Genomic DNA, 17,710 nt, shown 5'->3' with positions numbered 1-17,710 from the left:
TTGTGATGTTTCGTAAAATCATGAAAAACAAATCAATTTTTTCATATTTACTTGTAGTAATGTGTATTTTAGTGTTAATCGAGACAACAATCCTTGTTGGTAGCCTTTCAACTGGTGGAATGTTTGCTAAATTAAACCAGAACGCTAAAGATATTGTTGATCAGCGAGTTATTAATCGAAGCAGTTATCTTCAAAATGAAATGTTAAACAATTGGTCCAATTTATCTCAATTGACAGACCACATAAATACGACAGCTAAGCAGCTTGTTAGTGAAGGAAAGGTTGATTATGAGCATCTTGATGACAGCTCTGAAACAGCAACACCACTTATTTTGGCAGTTGTAGATCAATTGATTTCAACAATGCGCTCTCAGCATGTTACAGGGGCATATATCATTTTTAATAATCATGACTTGGATAAGGGACTTGAAGATAAACCTGGAATATATTTAAGAGATCTTGATCCATTATCAAAAGCTTCAGCAGAAAATGGGGATTTATTAATTGAACGAGCTCCAACTGAAGTGGTTAAATCTTTAAATATTGCTACTGATTCATCATGGCGGCCACGTTTTGAATTTAAAAAAGCAAACATAAAATATTATGATTTTTTCTATACTCCATACCAGCGGGCAATTAGTAATTCACAAGAATTTTCGAGTACTGATATAGGCTATTGGGGTGGGAGTTTTCGCCTGAGAGATTCTGAAAATGAGGCTTTCACCTACTCATTACCGCTAATCAACGATCAAGGAGCTGTTTATGGTGTCGTTGGAATTGATATTACATTAGATTATTTGAACAAATTATTGCCCAGTACAGAGTTACTTGATGAAGGTAATGGAAGCTATTTGTTGGCAATCAATCAAGATGATTCATTGATTTTAAGTAATATTTTAACTAATGGAAATATTTATACGACGAAAAGTCCTACAACTGAATTAATGCAATCTGAGAATGATTATTATATCAATCAAGGTTCTAACACTTTATATAGTTCATTAAAATATTTGAATATTTATAATTCTAATACACCATACAGTAATCAACGCTGGGCTTTAGTAGGAATAGTTGATACTTCAGATTTATTTGCATTTACAAATAAAATCACTTCGATTTTGATGTTCGCAATCTTTTTAACCTTGACAGTTGGAATTGGTGGAAGTTTCATTTTTAGTTATATCATTTCAAAACCAATAAAAAAATTATCAGATGAAGTCGTAAAAGCTAATATTAAAAATAAGATTTCTTTCAGACGTACAAATATTGCTGAAATTGATCATCTTGCAAATATGATGGAACAACTAAATCAAAATGTTCGTGATACTGCCTTGAAATTCACTAATTTATTACAAATGGCAAGTATTAAGCTAGCAGGGTTCGAATATAATATAAACACTGAAGAATTGTTTATATCAGAAAACTTTTTTGAGGTTTTACTAAAATATGATGTTAATACTTCAGAATTAACAATGACAAAATTTAAAGAAACATTTGAAGGCTATAAACAATATATTGTTTCACATGATTATAGCAAAAAAGAATATCTCTTCAAAATTCCTGATGATGATAATTATGTTTTTGTGAATCTACGGCTATTGGTAAATGATAATGCATATACTGGGGTAATTGAGAATGTAACTAATACAATTGTTGAAAAGAATGTGATTGAATATGAACGTGATCATGATGCTCTAACTGGACTTTTGAATCGGAGAGCATTTATTAGGATCATGAATAGTTTATTTGAAAATGAAATAAACAAAATAAAAATAGCAGCACTATTGATGTTAGATTTAGATAATCTGAAGTACATTAATGATAATTATGGGCATGAAATTGGTGATAATTACATTTCTAAAGCTGCTGAAACATTTGTAAACAGCACCCCAGAAAATACTATTATTTCACGGATTTCTGGTGATGAATTTTTTGTTTTCTTTTATGGTTATGATGATGAAAATGTAATTAAGCAGTTAATTAATAAATTAAAGGAAGCAATTAGCAAGGCTTTTATTCCTTTGGCTGATAATAGTAATTTTCATGTCAATGCATCAGGCGGTATTGCCTGGTATCCACGGGATAGTGAATCTTTTGAAAAACTCCAACATTATGCTGATTATGCAATGTATAAGATCAAACGTACAAGTAAAGGTAATTTAACAGAGTTTAATCTCAATGATTATATTGCGGATTCTTTTTTAAGCGAAAGTAAAGAAGAATTAAACACTATTATTGAAGATCGAGCAATTCAGTTTTATTTTCAACCAATTATAAGTAGCAAAGATGGAACTATTTATGCATATGAATCATTAATGAGATCATTTATGCCATCATTAAAAAATCCCCTTGATATTTTAAAAATAGCTAAAGAGGAGGGACGTTTAGCAGAAATTGAAGAATTAACATGGTCCTCATCACTTGAAACCTTTGCCAACCATTTACGAAATGAGCGAATTAATAAGGATTGTAAAATATTTATTAATTCTATTTCAAATCAAATTTTAAGTACTAAAAAAATTGATGAGCTAGAAAAGGAGTATTCAAAGTATTTAAAAAATGTTGTTTTAGAAGTTACTGAAGTTGAGTACATTGACGAAAATTATCATCAGCAAAAAGCAGAATTAATGAAAAAATGGCAAGCAGAATTAGCATTAGATGATTATGGAAGTGGATATAATAGTGATCGAATCTTATTGCTGATTTCACCTAAATTTATTAAAATCGATATGGATATAATTCGTAATATTGATAGTGATCCTGATAAGTGTAAAATTGTTGAAAACATTGTTAATTATGCTCATGAACGGGATATGAAATTAATTGCTGAAGGAATTGAAACGATTGATGAATTAAAGCAGGTGATTAAGCTTAAAGTTGATTATCTTCAAGGTTTTTTATTAGCCAAGCCGCAATATTTACCACCTCGGATTCAAGAAGATGTGATTAAGTTAATTCAACTTTTAAATGAAAAATAGATATAGAAGGTACAGTAATGTATCTAAATATATCTTTTTGTTTAGATAAATAGATTTGTTTTAAATGGGAGCCTGTCCAAGAAAAACTTGAACAGGCTTATTAATGCTATAAAGCTTTTTTACTATTTAGGTTCTTAAGATAATAACTAACACTCCTTGTCAGGATGATTAAAACAGGAATGCTAATAACAATCGTAATTAGGATAATTTGAATTAACTTAGGTGTTAATACATGCATTTCTAAAAGTGGCCAAAAAATCGGTGTAGAGAGGATAAAGCCAATAATATCAATTATTAAAACTCCACCTCGATACCAGTTTAATGGTTTATAAATACGATAAATCATGTGAATAGACACAAAAGCAGTTGTAAAATATAGGACTGAAAAAGTTTCTGCTAACGACAATTGTAAGGTTGGTGCGAGTAATCTTATACCAGCAACGCTTAAAACTATTGCTAATGCGTTAGGTAAGGAAAAACGCATAGCATGATGACCAATTGATTCTTTTGGTTTTTCGATATTTCGTTCAAATAAAATCATAAATGAAGGGAAACCTTCAATAAACATATCCAATAAAGTCATTTGGAAAGGAATAAAAGGATAAGGTATATTCATTAAAATAGATAATATTGAAAGTAAAATCGTGTAAATTGTTTTCAAGTAATACATTGACGCAGAACGTGTAACATTATTAATAACTAGGCGACCTTCTCGAACAACTTCTACTAATGTTTGTAATTTACCATCAATAATAATAAATTGCGATACTTGGCGGGCAATATCGGAACCAGAACCCATCGCAATTGAAACATCAGCATCTTTTAATGCTAAAACATCATTTACTCCATCACCCGTCATCGCAACCTTTTGATTATGTTTTTGTAAACATAAGATCATCTGGTGCTTTTGAAAAGGACTAGCACGACCAATGACATTATAGTTTAAAATTGCATCTTCTAATTGTTGATCAGTAACGATTGTTGAAGCATCAATGTATTTTTCTGCATTAGCAACACCTGCTTGACTAGCGATTGCACTAACTGTCGCTGGATTATCACCAGATATAACTTTTACAGCAACATCATTATCACTGAAAAATTTAAGGGCTTCATGAGCATCTTTCCGAATAGGATCTTTAATAACAATTAGCCCAATCGGTGTTGTTTGTCCTAAAGTTTCCTGTAAGATATTTAATGTTGGGTGATGGCCAATTAATAAAACACGTGCGCCGCTTTTTTGCATCTCAATAATTCTTGGTGATAATTGATAATCAGGACGAATTATTTCTGGTGCTCCAACAATAATTGTTCCTATTGAATCTAGTTCAATGGCGCTCCATTTCCGGGCTGAAGAAAAAGCTATACGGTCTAATGTTTCATACTTTGCAGGGCCAGTAAAATAGTTACTAAGTGTTTTAAAAGTAATATTATTATCAAGAGATCCTTTAACAAAGGAACACATAATCTCATCCAGATCAAGATTTAATGGATTTTTTAATTTAATGACTTGTTCGATTTCCATTTTTCCTTCAGTCAAGGTACCGGTTTTATCTAAACATAGAACATCAATTCGTGATAAGGTTTCAATACTAAACATTTCTTGAACTAAAGTGTTCATTTTCCCTAATTTAACAACACTAGCAGCTAAAGATACACTTGTTAATAGAACTAGTCCTTTAGGAAGCATCCCTAGCAGAGCTGTAGCAGTGTTGACGATTGTGCTTGTAATTCCTTGATCACGAATGATATAAGCCTGATAGAGCATTAAAATACTTAATGGTAAAACTAAATAACTAGTATAACGAGTAACTTTATTAAAAGTGTTTAATAAGACAGAACTAACAGGCTTACGAGTTCTTGCCTGATCAGTAATTTTATTTGCATAGTTATCTTTTCCAACATGTTCAACCTTACCATAGCAAGCACCGCTCAAAATAAAACTACCAGATAATAAATGGTCACCAGGCCCTTTAGAAATTGGATCAGCTTCACCAGTTAAAAGTGATTCATCAACTTCAACATTATTTTCAATAATAATTGAATCAGCACTGATTTGATTACCGGTTTCAAAATAAACTACATCATCTAGAACGATTTCTTCGTTATCGATTGAAATCGTTTTTCCCTCACGAATAACTTTAGTTTTTGGCGAAACGATCAAGTTTAATTTAGCAACCATATTTTTAGATTTTATTTCTTGTCGCGCTCTAATAACAGTATTTGAAATGACAATAACAACAAAAAATAAACTTGAATATGCTTGAACAGCAATTAGAGCAGCAGCAATAATAAAATTATAGGCATTAAAGAGGTTAAAAACATGCCCCATAATAATTTGAAAATTACTTTTAACTACTGGTTTAGGGGAAAGGTTCACTTTCCCTTCACTAATACGCTTTGCAACTTCTTGTTTATTTAAACCTTTAATTTTTCCCATAAATAACATCCTCATAAAAAACAAAATTTATCTAATTGTAATATAACTACAATTGCTTTGCAATGAATTAGCAAGAATTAACCAATACATAACAATTATAATCATAACACGCTATTTTAAAAATTCTATCATAATAAATCCTAAGAATCTCTTAATAAATCTTAAAAATAAAAATAGTTTTATTGAAATAGGTTCCATCTTTTGAAAAATCAAATTCTAGAGCCAATTTCGAAAACTACTTTTAATTATTAATATGATGATGAGGAACATAAGAATTGTCATCTATACTTTTAAAAGAATAACCTAGTGCCTGATAATGCTCGATTATTGCCGGAAGGGCATCTACCGTGGTATTTTTGGCATCTGTATCATGAGCAAGAATCACTTGATTATTGGCATTTCCAGCTGTAGCAGTAGCAATGATTTGATTAACTGGAATATTGTTTCCACCGGCATCACCTGTACCATAATTCCAATCATAAAATTGATAACCACGGTCAATTACTTCGTTTGCTAGAATACTCATGATTCCAGGACAATATTTACGTGAAATTGTATTTGAAGCTCCACCAGGGAAACGAATATACTTTGGAATAAAGCCAATTTCATTTTTAACCATGTTTCCAACTCTTTCTAAATCATTAAAATATGCGGTTACTGAAGTATAAACGGTTTTATAATCATGGCTGTAAGTATGTAAACCGATTGTATGACCTCGTTGATATGCTTCTTTGATCAAGTAATTATAGTTTTGGTTTGTACCAGTCACAAAGAAAGTTGCTTTTGCATGATATTTGTCAAGAATATCTAAAATACGTTTGGTATTTTTTGAAGGACCATCATCAAATGTCAAATAAATAACTTTTTCTTCAGTTTGAGCATAAACTCCAATTTCTTTCTTTTCAACAACTGAAACTTTCCTTTTAGCAACTATTTTATTGCCAGACCTATCTTTGCAAGTATAGGTTACAATATAATCACCTAATTTATCCAATCTTACTTTTTTGTTATCAATAGTCAATTGTGGATGTGGATCACGATTATCATTTCCTTTAACGCCAGCTAAATAATCAACCTTACCATTTAAAGTGACAGTTAGATCATTAAGACCAGAAATAGTTGGTTTTGTTGTATCTTTAGATAAAACTGTAACAGTAGCGTGCTTTGTTGATTTATTATTACTTTCATCGCTAACAATTACTGTCACTTTGACTTTTCCTTTTTTTGAAAAATTATATGCATCTTTAAAAGAAATAGTTGTTTTTGTTTCATCAACAATGTTATCAACTAACATTGTTGGATCAACATCCATTCCTGCATCTATTTCAATATTATTAATTTCAAATTTAGGCTTAGTTTTATCAACTACGTTAATATTTACTGTGAACTTTTTGCCCTGATAAATATAGGTAACAGGATAGCTGCCAATTTTATCATTTTTTAATTTAGATGTGTCGACCTTAATATCGGATGTTTGGACATTTTTAATATTTTTAATTATTTTTTGATAATCAAACTCATGGTTGATTTCTAGTATTGGGTCTTTGACAAAAGTTAACAATTGGTTATTTTTTTGCCAGATTAAATAAACTGTACTAATAATTAAAATAAATAATACTGAAATAAAGGTAATTTTTTGTTTTTTTGAAAATTTATTGAATAACTTCATTTTTCTCGACCTTTCCATAAACATTATAGGTCTCAAAAACTTATTGTCAATAAATGTCATGAAGTTGTATAATTTTTTTTTAATATGGTATAATGCCAAAAAAGGAAAGGGGGAACAAAAATGTCCAATATATATGATTATTTAAAATGGCGAGGTGATCTGTCAATGAGAATAGATCCATTTAATGATATTGATGGCTTGATTTTAAGTGAATTAGTTTATGTTGATTTTGATAAAATAGTTCCCACATTTCCCAATGAACAAAGTTATTGTTTAAAAGATGTTGCTAATAATTTTAGTCAAGTAAATAATATTGAAGAATTACTAGATGAGATATCTTTCACTAAGGAATCAATTACATTATTACAAGAATTAGCTAAATGTCCGCGTTATCAAAATATTCTGCTATCTAATTATATTAATGAACTGGACTATCAAAGTATAAAACAATTTGCAGCAATTACTTTTCAATTAGAAGATAGTAGTATTTATGTTGCTTTTCGTGGCACTGATGATACAATTTTAGGCTGGCGTGAGGATTTTCAAATGACTTATCAATTTCCAGTTGCTTCTCAGCAAAGAGCAGTTGAGTATTTGGCTAAAATTGCTGAAATCGATTTTTCTAAATCACTTTTTTATCTTTTATGCCATTGTGATTATAAAATGAAGTGGTATCAAATTTTTAGGATATATATCACCCAAAAGATATCTGGTGTTAAAATTCGTGTTGGTGGTCATTCAAAAGGAGGAAATTTAGCAGTTTATGCATCTAGTTGTGTGAATTCTAAAATATCTAAACGAATTATTGAGATTTATAATAATGACGGCCCTGGTTTTAATCAAAAAATGCTAAATACAGATAATTACCGCAATATTTCTACTAGGATAAAAAAATTCATTCCAGAAAGTTCCGTATTCGGGATAATGCTTGAGAATCTTGAAGAAAAAATAGTAGTTAAAAGTAGCGCTAAAGGTTTAATGCAACATAGTGGCTTTAGCTGGTCAGTAGAAGGAACACAATTTGTTTGTGCTACTGAAATGAGTAAGGACAGCCAAACTATGGATGCAGCTTTTAAATCATGGCTAAGTAAAGTCGACAGTAAAACACGAAAGGATGCAGTTACTGCAGTATTTTCAATTTTAGAAGCAGCTAAAATTGAAAAAATTAATGATTTTTCAGAAAAATCATTATCACATCTAATTACGGCTATTAAAGAAATCAAAAATATGAACAGCGATACAAGAAATGCATTAATTCAATTTTTTAAAACGTTAATTGTAGAGACATACGATTGTAGTCGTAAAGAACATAAGAAAAAAGATACTAATGAAAATAATTCATAAAGATTTAATAATTTCAAATTATACTTAATGTATAATTTGAAAAGAGGGTTAACACGAATAAGTTTCAAAATGCGCTGTATCGCTTTATGTCAGGTCGTTATGGATCGGATCAACTAAACAATTTTTTATTAATATTTGCATTAATTTTATTAATTTTAAATCTTTTTGTAATTCGCAATCCATATCTTGCAACAATTATTTGGATAATTTTAATTATTAATATTTTTAGGACCTATTCTCGTAATATTTATAAAAGGCGAGCTGAAAATGATAAATTTTTATCTTTAATCCAGCCTGTCAAAAAAAGAATTAATATTATTAAAAGTAATAAAAATGATAAAATGCATAAATATTTTCTATGTCCTAACTGCAAGCAAACTGTTAGAGTGCCACGTGGTCGGGGACAAATTACAATTACTTGTCCTAAATGTAAACAAAAATTTGATAAAAAAAGTTAAAAGGAAGAAACTATTTTGTTTCTTCCTTTATTCGTTTTAAATGTTTAATAATTATGAGTGCTAATTTTTCTAGCTCTTCCTGGTCATCAGGTTGAAACCGTGCAAAACAACGAGAATCTAAATCTAGAACGCCATACAAGCTATTATCTATAATCAACGGGATAACAAGTTCACTGTTTGTTGCGCTATCACAAGCAATATGACTAGGAAACTGATGAACATCAGGAACACAGTAAGTTTTAAGATTTGTTGCACAGGCACCGCATACACCTTTGTTAAAGGGGATGAGTGTACAAGCTGTTTTTCCTTGGAATGGACCTAAGATCAGCTGATTATCTTGGCAAAGGTAAAAACCAACCCAAGATATATCAGAAAAGACTTGTTTGATAAAGGCACTTGCATTGGATAATAAACTTATTTCATAATTAATATTTTCTAGTAATGCATCTAATTGTTGTTCTTTCATAAAAATCACCAAATTCATTATACATGATTTTTATGATATTTTGTTTAAAAAAATAATTTTGGTGAAAAATATAGATAGATAAGTTAAAGGAGAATAGATATGAAACGTATTTTAAAATCAATATGCTGTTTATTGTTATTATTTGCAATGAGTTTTTCGATTGTTGGATGTTCAAACAATGATGATACTAACAAAGATAGTAATAACAATACTACCACTAATGAATCAGATGAGGATAATGGATTAGAGGGAATTGATAGTAGAGTTAAAAATAAATTTAGTAGTGACTATAAAGTTAATCGTGATGATGTAAATGAAGCAGTAAATTATATTCGCGATAATATCGATGATGTTAAAGACAAAGAGGTTGCGAAAAAGCTTTACGAACATGGTAGTTATTTAGAAATGGCTGCAGATAAGGGAGAAGTTGACGATGATAATTCAATTAGAGATTTAGGGATCAGCACAAAAGAATACGCTGCAAAAGTTTATAATGCTAAAGATGGAGAAGTTGATGACATTATAGCTGATGCTAAAGTTCGATTTGATCAATTTAAAACCGATCTTGATAGTGGTGTGGATACTGCAGTTGATAAATTTATGGATTTCTTTAAATAAGGGCACAAATTGTGCTCTTTTTTAATTTAAAAAGTGATAGAATCTTGATTCTATCACAAATATTAATCTTGATTTAATAAATAGTAGGCAATGCTACTATAGACAGTTGTTCCTGTTAACAAAACATCTTCATTAAAGTCATATGTACAGTTATGAGGTGAAGCGACTAGATCAGTTGTCAATTTCATATAAGTGCCTATTCCGCCATGTGCTTGGACAGTGGCAATCATATAGGAAAAATCATCACTACCGTCTAGCGGGCTTAAATCCTCTTTGGCAACTTTAATATCACCTAAATGATCGATACAAATATGGCGAATTAAATCCATCATTTTTTTATCACAGTCAAGCGAATAAGCTTTTCCCATCTCGTTTATCTCTACAATGGTATCGTGCATTAATGCTGCTCCTCTAATAACATCCCGAGCATAAACTTCCATATAATTATTCAATTCTGTAGTGGCGCCACGTACTTCGATTTCTAATTTAGCTGTTTCTGGGACTACATTTCTTCCTGTTCCTGCTCTAATTGTACCAACATTGATACGGGTACAACCATCACTATTACGTGGAATTGAATGAAGATTTAGGATACATGAAGCAGCAGATAATAAGGCGTTTTTGCCGAATTGTGGCATTCCTGCAGCATGAGAAGAAACACCATGATAGGTTACATCAAGTTTTGTTGTTGCAAATGTTTCGTTCATTCCCAAATAAATATCATAATCTTCCCCTTCGACCTGCTGCCAAATATGACCCGCAAAAATATAATCAACGTCATCAAGAATTCCGCTTAAAGCAATACTTTTAGCGCCACGTACACCTTCTTCAGCAGGCTGAAAAATTAATTTGATTGTTCCATGTAGTTGTTCCTTTATTTGTGCTAGTATTTTGGCCACAGTTAATCCCATGGCAGTATGACCGTCATGACCACAAGCATGCATAGCACCAGGATTACAAGAAATAAAGCCATTTTTACCAGGATTATGATCTGCTGAATCATCTTCAGTAATGCTAAGAGCATCTATATCAAAACGAATTGCTACAACAGGTCCAATTCCGTTGTGCATTACTCCAACGACCCCGGTAAAACCATTCTTTACTTTTTCTATGTAATAGGGGTCGGCTCCTTGAAGGAGGGCACGATTGTAATTTAAAGTTAATAGGCGTTTACTTGGTAATCCCATCCGGAACTCTTCACGCATAACTTCCTTGCCAACTGAGACTTGGTACCCTAAACTATCAAGTCTACGGGCTACTAGTGAAGCAGTTCGCATTTCTAACCAGCCGCGCTCAGCATATTTATGAAAATCACGTCGAGTTTGAATTGTTTCTTGGTGGTATTGTTGTGCCAATAATTTTATTTTATTATACATAATATACCTTCTTCCTTTATTCTATTCTATCAATATTTATGTTATTTTGGCAACAATAAAGGCTAAGGAAAATCCTTAACCTTTTGACAATCTCTTTTTTCGACGTTTTTCAAGAAATTCTTTAAATATTTTTATATATTTAAATAGTTCAGCAGACAAGTCAACAATAATTGATGAAAACGCAATTAATCCTAATAGTATCATTAGCCAGTTAAATGAAACGCCTGTTAATTCTAAAATTGACTGCCCGATCATCATTGAAATATAGTAACAAAATTGAGTTGAATAAATAATAAACTTGCGATATTTAGTTAGTGGTCTATATATCTTTAAAAGAGCTATTGTATAATTCCATCCTGTAAATAAAACACAGACAGTTGAAAGCATGTTAGGATCATAATTCAAAGCAAGACCAATATTTGTAATTAAAGTAGCTCCTATGGCAATTGTAAAAGCAGAAGGGAAAGACTTTTCTAAAACGGTTTCTAAAAAATTTCCTTCAACTCGTGCAAAGTTAGCTTCATATGTCAAGAAGAAAGTTGGTATTCCTACACCACATGCGCTGATAAGTGATAATTGTATTGGCTCAAAAGGGTAGGCTTGACCAAAAAAGATAGTTGAAATAGCTATGAGAGCAGAAAATATAGTTTTAATCAAAAACATAGATGCTGACATCGTAATATTATTAATAACACGCCGTCCTTCATCAACGATATGAGGCATTGCATCAAAATTGTTATCAAGCAAAACTAGATTTGCTGCATTTTTAGCTGCATCACTTCCTGATGCCATTGCAATAGAGCAATCTGCCTCTTTAAAAGCTAGAACATCATTGATTCCATCTCCAGTCATTGCAACAGTGTGACCCTGTTGTTTTAAGGCAACGACCATAGCCTTTTTTTGTTGCGGAGTGACTCTCCCAAAGACCGAATATTTATTTAAAGCTTCTGCTATTTCTTCAGAAGTTGAAAGGGTAGTTGCATCAACATAATGGTGGGCATTATTCAATCCAGCTCGTTTCGCGATAGATGAAACTGTAATCGGATCATCACCAGAAATAACCTTTAAATCAACACCTTGCTCGTTAAAATAAGCTAATGTTTCTTTAGCGTCTTTCCTAATTACATCACTTAACACAATAATACCTAAAGGCTCTAAATCGACAGGCAAAGCTTCATTACTCATTACTTCATCAGTATGTGCCAAAACTAAAATACGATAGCCTTCACTAGCATAGTCAACACATTTTTCTTCCAATTCTTCATTTCCCTTTGGAAATAAAAACTGATAAGCTCCAATATAATATGTACCACGATTAAAATAGGAGGTACCACTATATTTTCGATCAGAACTAAAAGGGATAACAAAATATGGATTAAAATTAGTTTTTGTTTGATAATGCTCTTTTAATGCTTGAGCAGTGACATTAACATCTGTTAGAGAATGCATTAAGTTTCCAACGATTTCACTAATATCAACATTGCTCATTTTAACATCAAATTCAACTTTCATTGTTCCTTCAGTAATAGTCCCGGTTTTATCTAAGCATAAGACATCAACACGTGCCAAAGTTTCAATGCAAAATAATTCCTGAACTAAAGTATTCTGTTTTGCTAATCGTAAAACACTTAAGGTCAAAGCAACACTTGTAAGCAGCACTAAACCTTCTGGAATCATTCCTAGTATAGCAGCAACGGTACTAACGATTGAGCTGTTAAATGTTTGATTTCCATAAAAAAATTGCTTTAAAAATAATAGACCGCCAATCGGTAAAATAACGATGCTTACATATTTTAAAATTTTATTTAAACAACGATTTAATTCAGAATTATGTTTCTTTAAACGTTTTGCTTCCTGTGTAATCTGATTCATATAGTTATCATCCCCAACGTGAATAACTTTACAAATTCCTTTACCAGAGGTAATAAAGCTACCGGAATACAAAGTATCGCCATTTTGTTTTAAAACAGGATCTGATTCACCAGTGAGCAGTGATTCATTAGTCTCCATATGCCCATCAATTAAAATACTATCAGTTGGAATCTGGGCTCCTGTAGTTAAGACAATATAATCATCCAGAACGATCTGATCAATATCAATTTCTTTTAATTCATCATCACGAATAACTTCAACGTGTGAGGTAGTAAGAATAGATAGGCGATCTAACGTTCTTTTCGCTTTAATCTCTTGATATATTCCAGCGATCGTATTAATAATAATTACTAAAATAAATAGTGTATTTTTATATGAACCAACAAAAAGTACTAAGCCGAGTAAAGCAGCATTTAAAATATTAAAAAAAGTAATTGTATTATTTAAAAAAATCTGTTTATAAGATTTAGTGATTTTATTATCGACCGTGTTGATTTTACCATTACTTATACGCTGATTAACTTCAGCGGTTGATAAACCATGATAATCTTGATTATTTATTTTCATATAATTCTCCTCTTTAGAATATTTTAACTTAATTATAATGATTAAACAATAAGTTAAAATTAATCATCTCATTAATTTTACTTAAGAATATATTAAATGATTCTAAAGTTAATTGGACAACTTGTTATTGTATACAATTTGTCACAAAGATTGTATACAATCAAAAGAAGAAGTGTTATAATAAAACTACTTAAATTTATGGGGGTGCTTATATGAGTCAATTTATTGATGGTTTTATTGAAAAAGCAAAAGAAAGTAATAACAAGATAGATAATGAATTATATTCAAAATTTGATGTAAAAAAAGGATTACGGAACGAGGATGGTACTGGGGTATTAGTAGGCTTAACCAAGATTGCTGATGTTGTAGGGTATAAAAAAATTGATGGTAAGAAAGTTGACTGTGATGGGGAGCTTTATTATCGTGGAATCGCAGTATCAGACATTATCAATAAACGCGAACCGCATCAACGCTTTTTATTTGAAGAGACTTGTTTTCTGATCTTGTTTGGCTATTTGCCAAACAAAGAGGAATTAGAAAATTTTAAAAAGGAGCTATCTGAGCGTTATGAATTACCACCGCATTATTTGGAATCTAAAATTCTTGGGTTTCCATCTAAAAATTTAATGAATAAATTACAACAGGAAGTTTTGATGTTATATTCGTATGATGAGGATCCAGATAATATTAGTCCTTCATCAACAATGTACAAAGGATTGAATCTAATTGCTAAAATTCCTTCAATTGTTTGTTATGCATATCGTAGTAAAGTGCATTATTTTGACAAAGAAAGTTTATATATTCACCAAATTAGGCCAGATCTATCAATTGCAGAGAATATCTTATATTTATTGCGTGACCATAAACACTTCACACCTAAAGAAGCTGAAGTACTCGATATGTGCTTAGTTCTGCATGCTGATCATGGTGGTGGTAATAATTCAACGTTTACTAATGTTGTAATAAGTTCGACCGGAACAGATATTTATTCGAGTTTTGCTGGGGCAATTGGTTCTTTAAAAGGTCCTAAGCATGGTGGGGCAAATCTTGCTGTAATGAATCAAATGAAACTGATAATTAATGAAATTGGTCTAGATGCAAGTGATGAACAAATTAATGAGATCGTCGAAAGAATTTTAGATAAACAATACAATGATAATAGTGGATTGATTTATGGGATTGGTCATGCTGTATACACGGTTAGTGATCCGCGTTGTGTTATTTTAAGACAACAATGTAGCGAACTAGCTCTTGAAAAGGGGCGAGAAGCAGAATTTGATTTCTATTATCGTTTTGAACAGGCTGCTATTCAGGCAATAAAAAATCGTAAAGGAATTACTGTTTGTGCGAATGTCGACTTTTATAGCGGACTAATATATGATATGTTGTGTATTCCAACAGAACTATATACATTGATGTTCGTAGTTGGTCGAGCAGTTGGATGGTTAGCTCATAATATTGAAAATAAATTATATTCAGGACGGATTATTCGTCCCGCTGCTAAATATGTTGGAGAAACATATGAATATATACCTATGAATAAACGAAAATAAGAACATACCGATGTTCTTATTTTTATATTTATAAGAAAAAACTGGAGTGTCTCCAGTTTTATTTGATGTGACGAACCCAACCATATTTATCTTCTAAACGACCCCACTGGATCCCGGTTAAAGTATCATATAATTTTTGTGTCAAGTCACCAGTTTTAAAATCATTGATAATAACTTCTTCACCTTTATAATAAAGTTGACCAACAGGGGAAATTACAGCTGCTGTTCCAGTTCCAAATGCCTCTGTCAATTTACCATTGCGACCAGCTGCCATTAATTCATCGATACTTAATTCACGTTCTTCGACTTCATATCCCCAATCTTTAAGAATATGGATGATAGAATCACGAGTAACTCCTGGTAATACTGAACCTTCTAAAGGTGCTGTAACAACTTTACCATCAATTACAAACATTACATTCATTGTTCCTACTTCTTCGACATATTTGCGATGTACACCATCAAGCCAAAGAACTTGAGTATAACCATGAGATTCTGCTTTTACTTGAGCTGCAATACTGGCAGCGTAATTACCACCACATTTAGTGAATCCAGTGCCACCTTTAACGGCTCTTACATATTCATCTTCAACCCAAATTTTTACAGGATTTACACCTTCAGGATAGTAATTACCAACTGGTGATAAAATGATAATAAAAGTATAAGTTTTAGCAGGATGTACCCCAACACCAGCTTCACTTGCAAACATGAATGGACGAATATATAAAGAAGTATCTTTTGCAGTTGGAATCCAATCTTGTTCATATTTAACAATTGCTTCAACCGCTTCTACAAACATTTCTTCAGGTAATTCAGCCATGCAAATACGTCTATTTGAATTAATCATTCTTCGAGCATTCATTTCTGGTCTGAATAAAGTTATGTTACCGTTAGGATCACGATATGCTTTTAAACCTTCGAAAGTCTCTTGGGCATAGTGAAGTACCATTGTAGCAGGATCCATTGGAATTGGTGCGTATGGAACGATGCGTGCATCATGCCATCCTGTTCCTTCTGTATAGTCCATCATAAACATATGATCAGTAAAATAATTTCCAAAACCTAAATTATCTTGATTTGGTTTTTCTTTTAGAGTTTTCGCTCTTTCAATTTTGATTTCCATTATTAAACAACCCCCTTAATTTATTTATAAGTATACTCTCATTTAGCTAGTGATACAAGATAGAATTTATCTAATAAACTATGATAATGTAACTAATTATGTTCTTATCCTAAAAAAAGCAATTAGTTTGTTGGAAACGAAGATTATATGATAAGATATATAGTAGTATAAATATTTGCAGAAGTTAAAATTCTAAGGCCATTAATAGTTATGAATAGTAAATTATAAAGGAAGGAATAGTTATGTTGAAAATATTAATATGTTGTGGCGGAGGATTCTCTTCTAGTTATGTAACTGAGAGAATGAAAAAAGAAGTAGTTGAGAAAGGATTACAAGAAGAGGTTTATCTTGAATTTTATCCGTTTTCTCTTGTTAAAGAAAAAGAAGCTGATTTTGACATAATTATGTGCTGCCCTCACTTAAAAATTTATGTTGAACGTCTTTTACAGGAGACGACCATATCAGTTCCAATTTATCTGTTACCGCCTAAAATGTACGGTTTTATGCAATTAGAAGAAATAGTTGCAGATGCAAAAGATATAATTGAAATTTATCGGACGTTCCCTAATAATCCAGTTCATTTTCCTGGCGAAGAGAAATTATTACGGATTACTCGTGGTGTTGCATATCGAAATGTTAATAAAAAAAGATAGCTGTTTTAAATCTTCAATACAGCTATCTTTTTTTATTAATAATTTTCATATGTAAATTTTCCATAATATCAATTGATTTCTGTTCAAGAAGGGGGTCGTTGCTTGCAATTCCTAAACAATCAATAATGATAGATGCTTCGGGTAAGGCTGCTTTAATAATTATTGCATTAGATATTACACAGATATTTGAAACGACACCGACTAAAGTAATTTCATTGTATTGTTTATTTTTTAAATAATTACCTAATGCTAATGAGCCAAAAGTTTCTTTTATTATTTTTTTATCATTTTTTGCTAAATCATGGATTTTTCCATATAGTTGCCATCCTTCAGTGTTTTCAAGACAATGCGCCACAGGAAGATTTTTTCCTTCTTGGGTAGTTAAATAATTTTTTTGATGAGTGTCATAAGTAAAAATAACATCATCGTTGTTATTATGGTATTCCTTGATAAGATCTGCAAGATAGTCTTCCAAGGCCACTGCTTCCTGGAATCCTAAACTACCATTTACAAAATCATTTTGATAATCAATCACTACTAGTAATTTTTTCATGTGAACCCTCCATACTTTTTAAAATATTTTATCATTATTGATT

13 protein-coding genes are annotated in these 17,710 nt (G+C 31.2%); 6 read left to right on the top strand and 7 right to left on the bottom strand.

The annotated features are described in order from the left end of the window. Positions 1–5: 5 nt before the first annotated feature. Entirely contained in the window at positions 6–2,978 is a 2,973-nt protein-coding gene (locus EYR00_RS08020) for an EAL domain-containing protein (protein WP_040434315.1), read from the top strand. Between the two features lie 106 nt (positions 2,979–3,084). On the opposite strand, the gene EYR00_RS08015 is transcribed toward EYR00_RS08020, so the two are convergent. Beyond that, positions 3,085–5,415 (bottom strand): HAD-IC family P-type ATPase, encoded by a 2,331-nt coding sequence (locus EYR00_RS08015; protein WP_009301061.1) that lies wholly within the window; start codon positions 5,413–5,415, stop codon positions 3,085–3,087. Between the two features lie 241 nt (positions 5,416–5,656). Next, positions 5,657–7,084: a polysaccharide deacetylase family protein gene (locus EYR00_RS08010; protein WP_008791706.1), complete on the bottom strand. Its 1,428-nt coding sequence runs from the start codon at positions 7,082–7,084 to the stop codon at positions 5,657–5,659. A 120-nt stretch (positions 7,085–7,204) separates the two neighbouring features. On the opposite strand from EYR00_RS08010, the gene EYR00_RS08005 reads away from it, so the two are divergent. After that, positions 7,205–8,428 (top strand): Mbeg1-like protein, encoded by a 1,224-nt coding sequence (locus EYR00_RS08005; RefSeq protein ID WP_003537709.1) that lies wholly within the window; start codon positions 7,205–7,207, stop codon positions 8,426–8,428. Positions 8,429–8,514: 86 nt separating this feature from the next. Continuing rightward, positions 8,515–8,886: a hypothetical protein gene (locus EYR00_RS08000; protein ID WP_003537710.1), complete on the top strand. Its 372-nt coding sequence runs from the start codon at positions 8,515–8,517 to the stop codon at positions 8,884–8,886. A 10-nt stretch (positions 8,887–8,896) separates the two neighbouring features. Here EYR00_RS08000 and EYR00_RS07995 read toward each other — a convergent pair whose 3' ends face one another. Then, on the bottom strand, positions 8,897–9,370 hold the full coding sequence (locus tag EYR00_RS07995; RefSeq protein WP_003537711.1) for a GAF domain-containing protein: 474 nt from the start codon (positions 9,368–9,370) through the stop codon (positions 8,897–8,899). Between the two features lie 81 nt (positions 9,371–9,451). Here EYR00_RS07995 and EYR00_RS07990 point away from each other — a divergent pair, with 81 nt between their 5' ends. Next, the gene (locus tag EYR00_RS07990; RefSeq protein WP_008791709.1) at positions 9,452–9,970 is read left to right on the top strand and encodes a hypothetical protein; all 519 of its coding nucleotides are present in this window, start codon (positions 9,452–9,454) and stop codon (positions 9,968–9,970) included. 62 nt (positions 9,971–10,032) lie between these two features. Here the strand turns inward: EYR00_RS07990 and EYR00_RS07985 are convergent, their stop codons facing one another. Both EYR00_RS07985 and EYR00_RS07980 read right to left on the bottom strand, forming a co-directional pair. Beyond that, a complete protein-coding gene (locus EYR00_RS07985; RefSeq protein ID WP_003537713.1) occupies positions 10,033–11,346 on the bottom strand; it encodes an amidohydrolase in 1,314 nt (437 codons plus the stop codon). Between the two features lie 75 nt (positions 11,347–11,421). Next, on the bottom strand, positions 11,422–13,785 hold the full coding sequence (locus EYR00_RS07980) for a cation-translocating P-type ATPase (protein ID WP_003537714.1): 2,364 nt from the start codon (positions 13,783–13,785) through the stop codon (positions 11,422–11,424). Positions 13,786–13,997: 212 nt separating this feature from the next. On the opposite strand from EYR00_RS07980, the gene EYR00_RS07975 reads away from it, so the two are divergent. Next, the gene (locus EYR00_RS07975) at positions 13,998–15,338 is read left to right on the top strand and encodes a citrate synthase (protein WP_003537715.1); all 1,341 of its coding nucleotides are present in this window, start codon (positions 13,998–14,000) and stop codon (positions 15,336–15,338) included. Between the two features lie 58 nt (positions 15,339–15,396). Here EYR00_RS07975 and EYR00_RS07970 read toward each other — a convergent pair whose 3' ends face one another. Beyond that, positions 15,397–16,461 carry a branched-chain amino acid aminotransferase gene (locus EYR00_RS07970; RefSeq protein ID WP_003537716.1) on the bottom strand — a complete coding sequence of 355 codons (1,065 nt, stop codon included), beginning with the start codon at positions 16,459–16,461 and terminating at the stop codon, positions 15,397–15,399. 242 nt (positions 16,462–16,703) lie between these two features. Between EYR00_RS07970 and EYR00_RS07965 the strand changes: the two genes are divergently transcribed. Continuing rightward, entirely contained in the window at positions 16,704–17,114 is a 411-nt protein-coding gene (locus EYR00_RS07965; RefSeq protein WP_008791711.1) for a PTS sugar transporter subunit IIB, read from the top strand. Positions 17,115–17,136: 22 nt separating this feature from the next. On the opposite strand, the gene EYR00_RS07960 is transcribed toward EYR00_RS07965, so the two are convergent. Then, positions 17,137–17,667 (bottom strand): cysteine hydrolase family protein, encoded by a 531-nt coding sequence (locus EYR00_RS07960; protein ID WP_003537718.1) that lies wholly within the window; start codon positions 17,665–17,667, stop codon positions 17,137–17,139. Positions 17,668–17,710: the final 43 nt, after the last annotated feature.

Origin of the sequence: Thomasclavelia ramosa DSM 1402 (assembly GCF_014131695.1) — a bacterium.
Lineage (GTDB): Bacteria > Bacillota_I > Bacilli_A > Erysipelotrichales > Coprobacillaceae > Thomasclavelia > Thomasclavelia ramosa.
The sequence above is the reverse complement of the archived record's forward strand: the minus strand, read 5'-3'. Positions and strand labels throughout refer to the sequence as shown.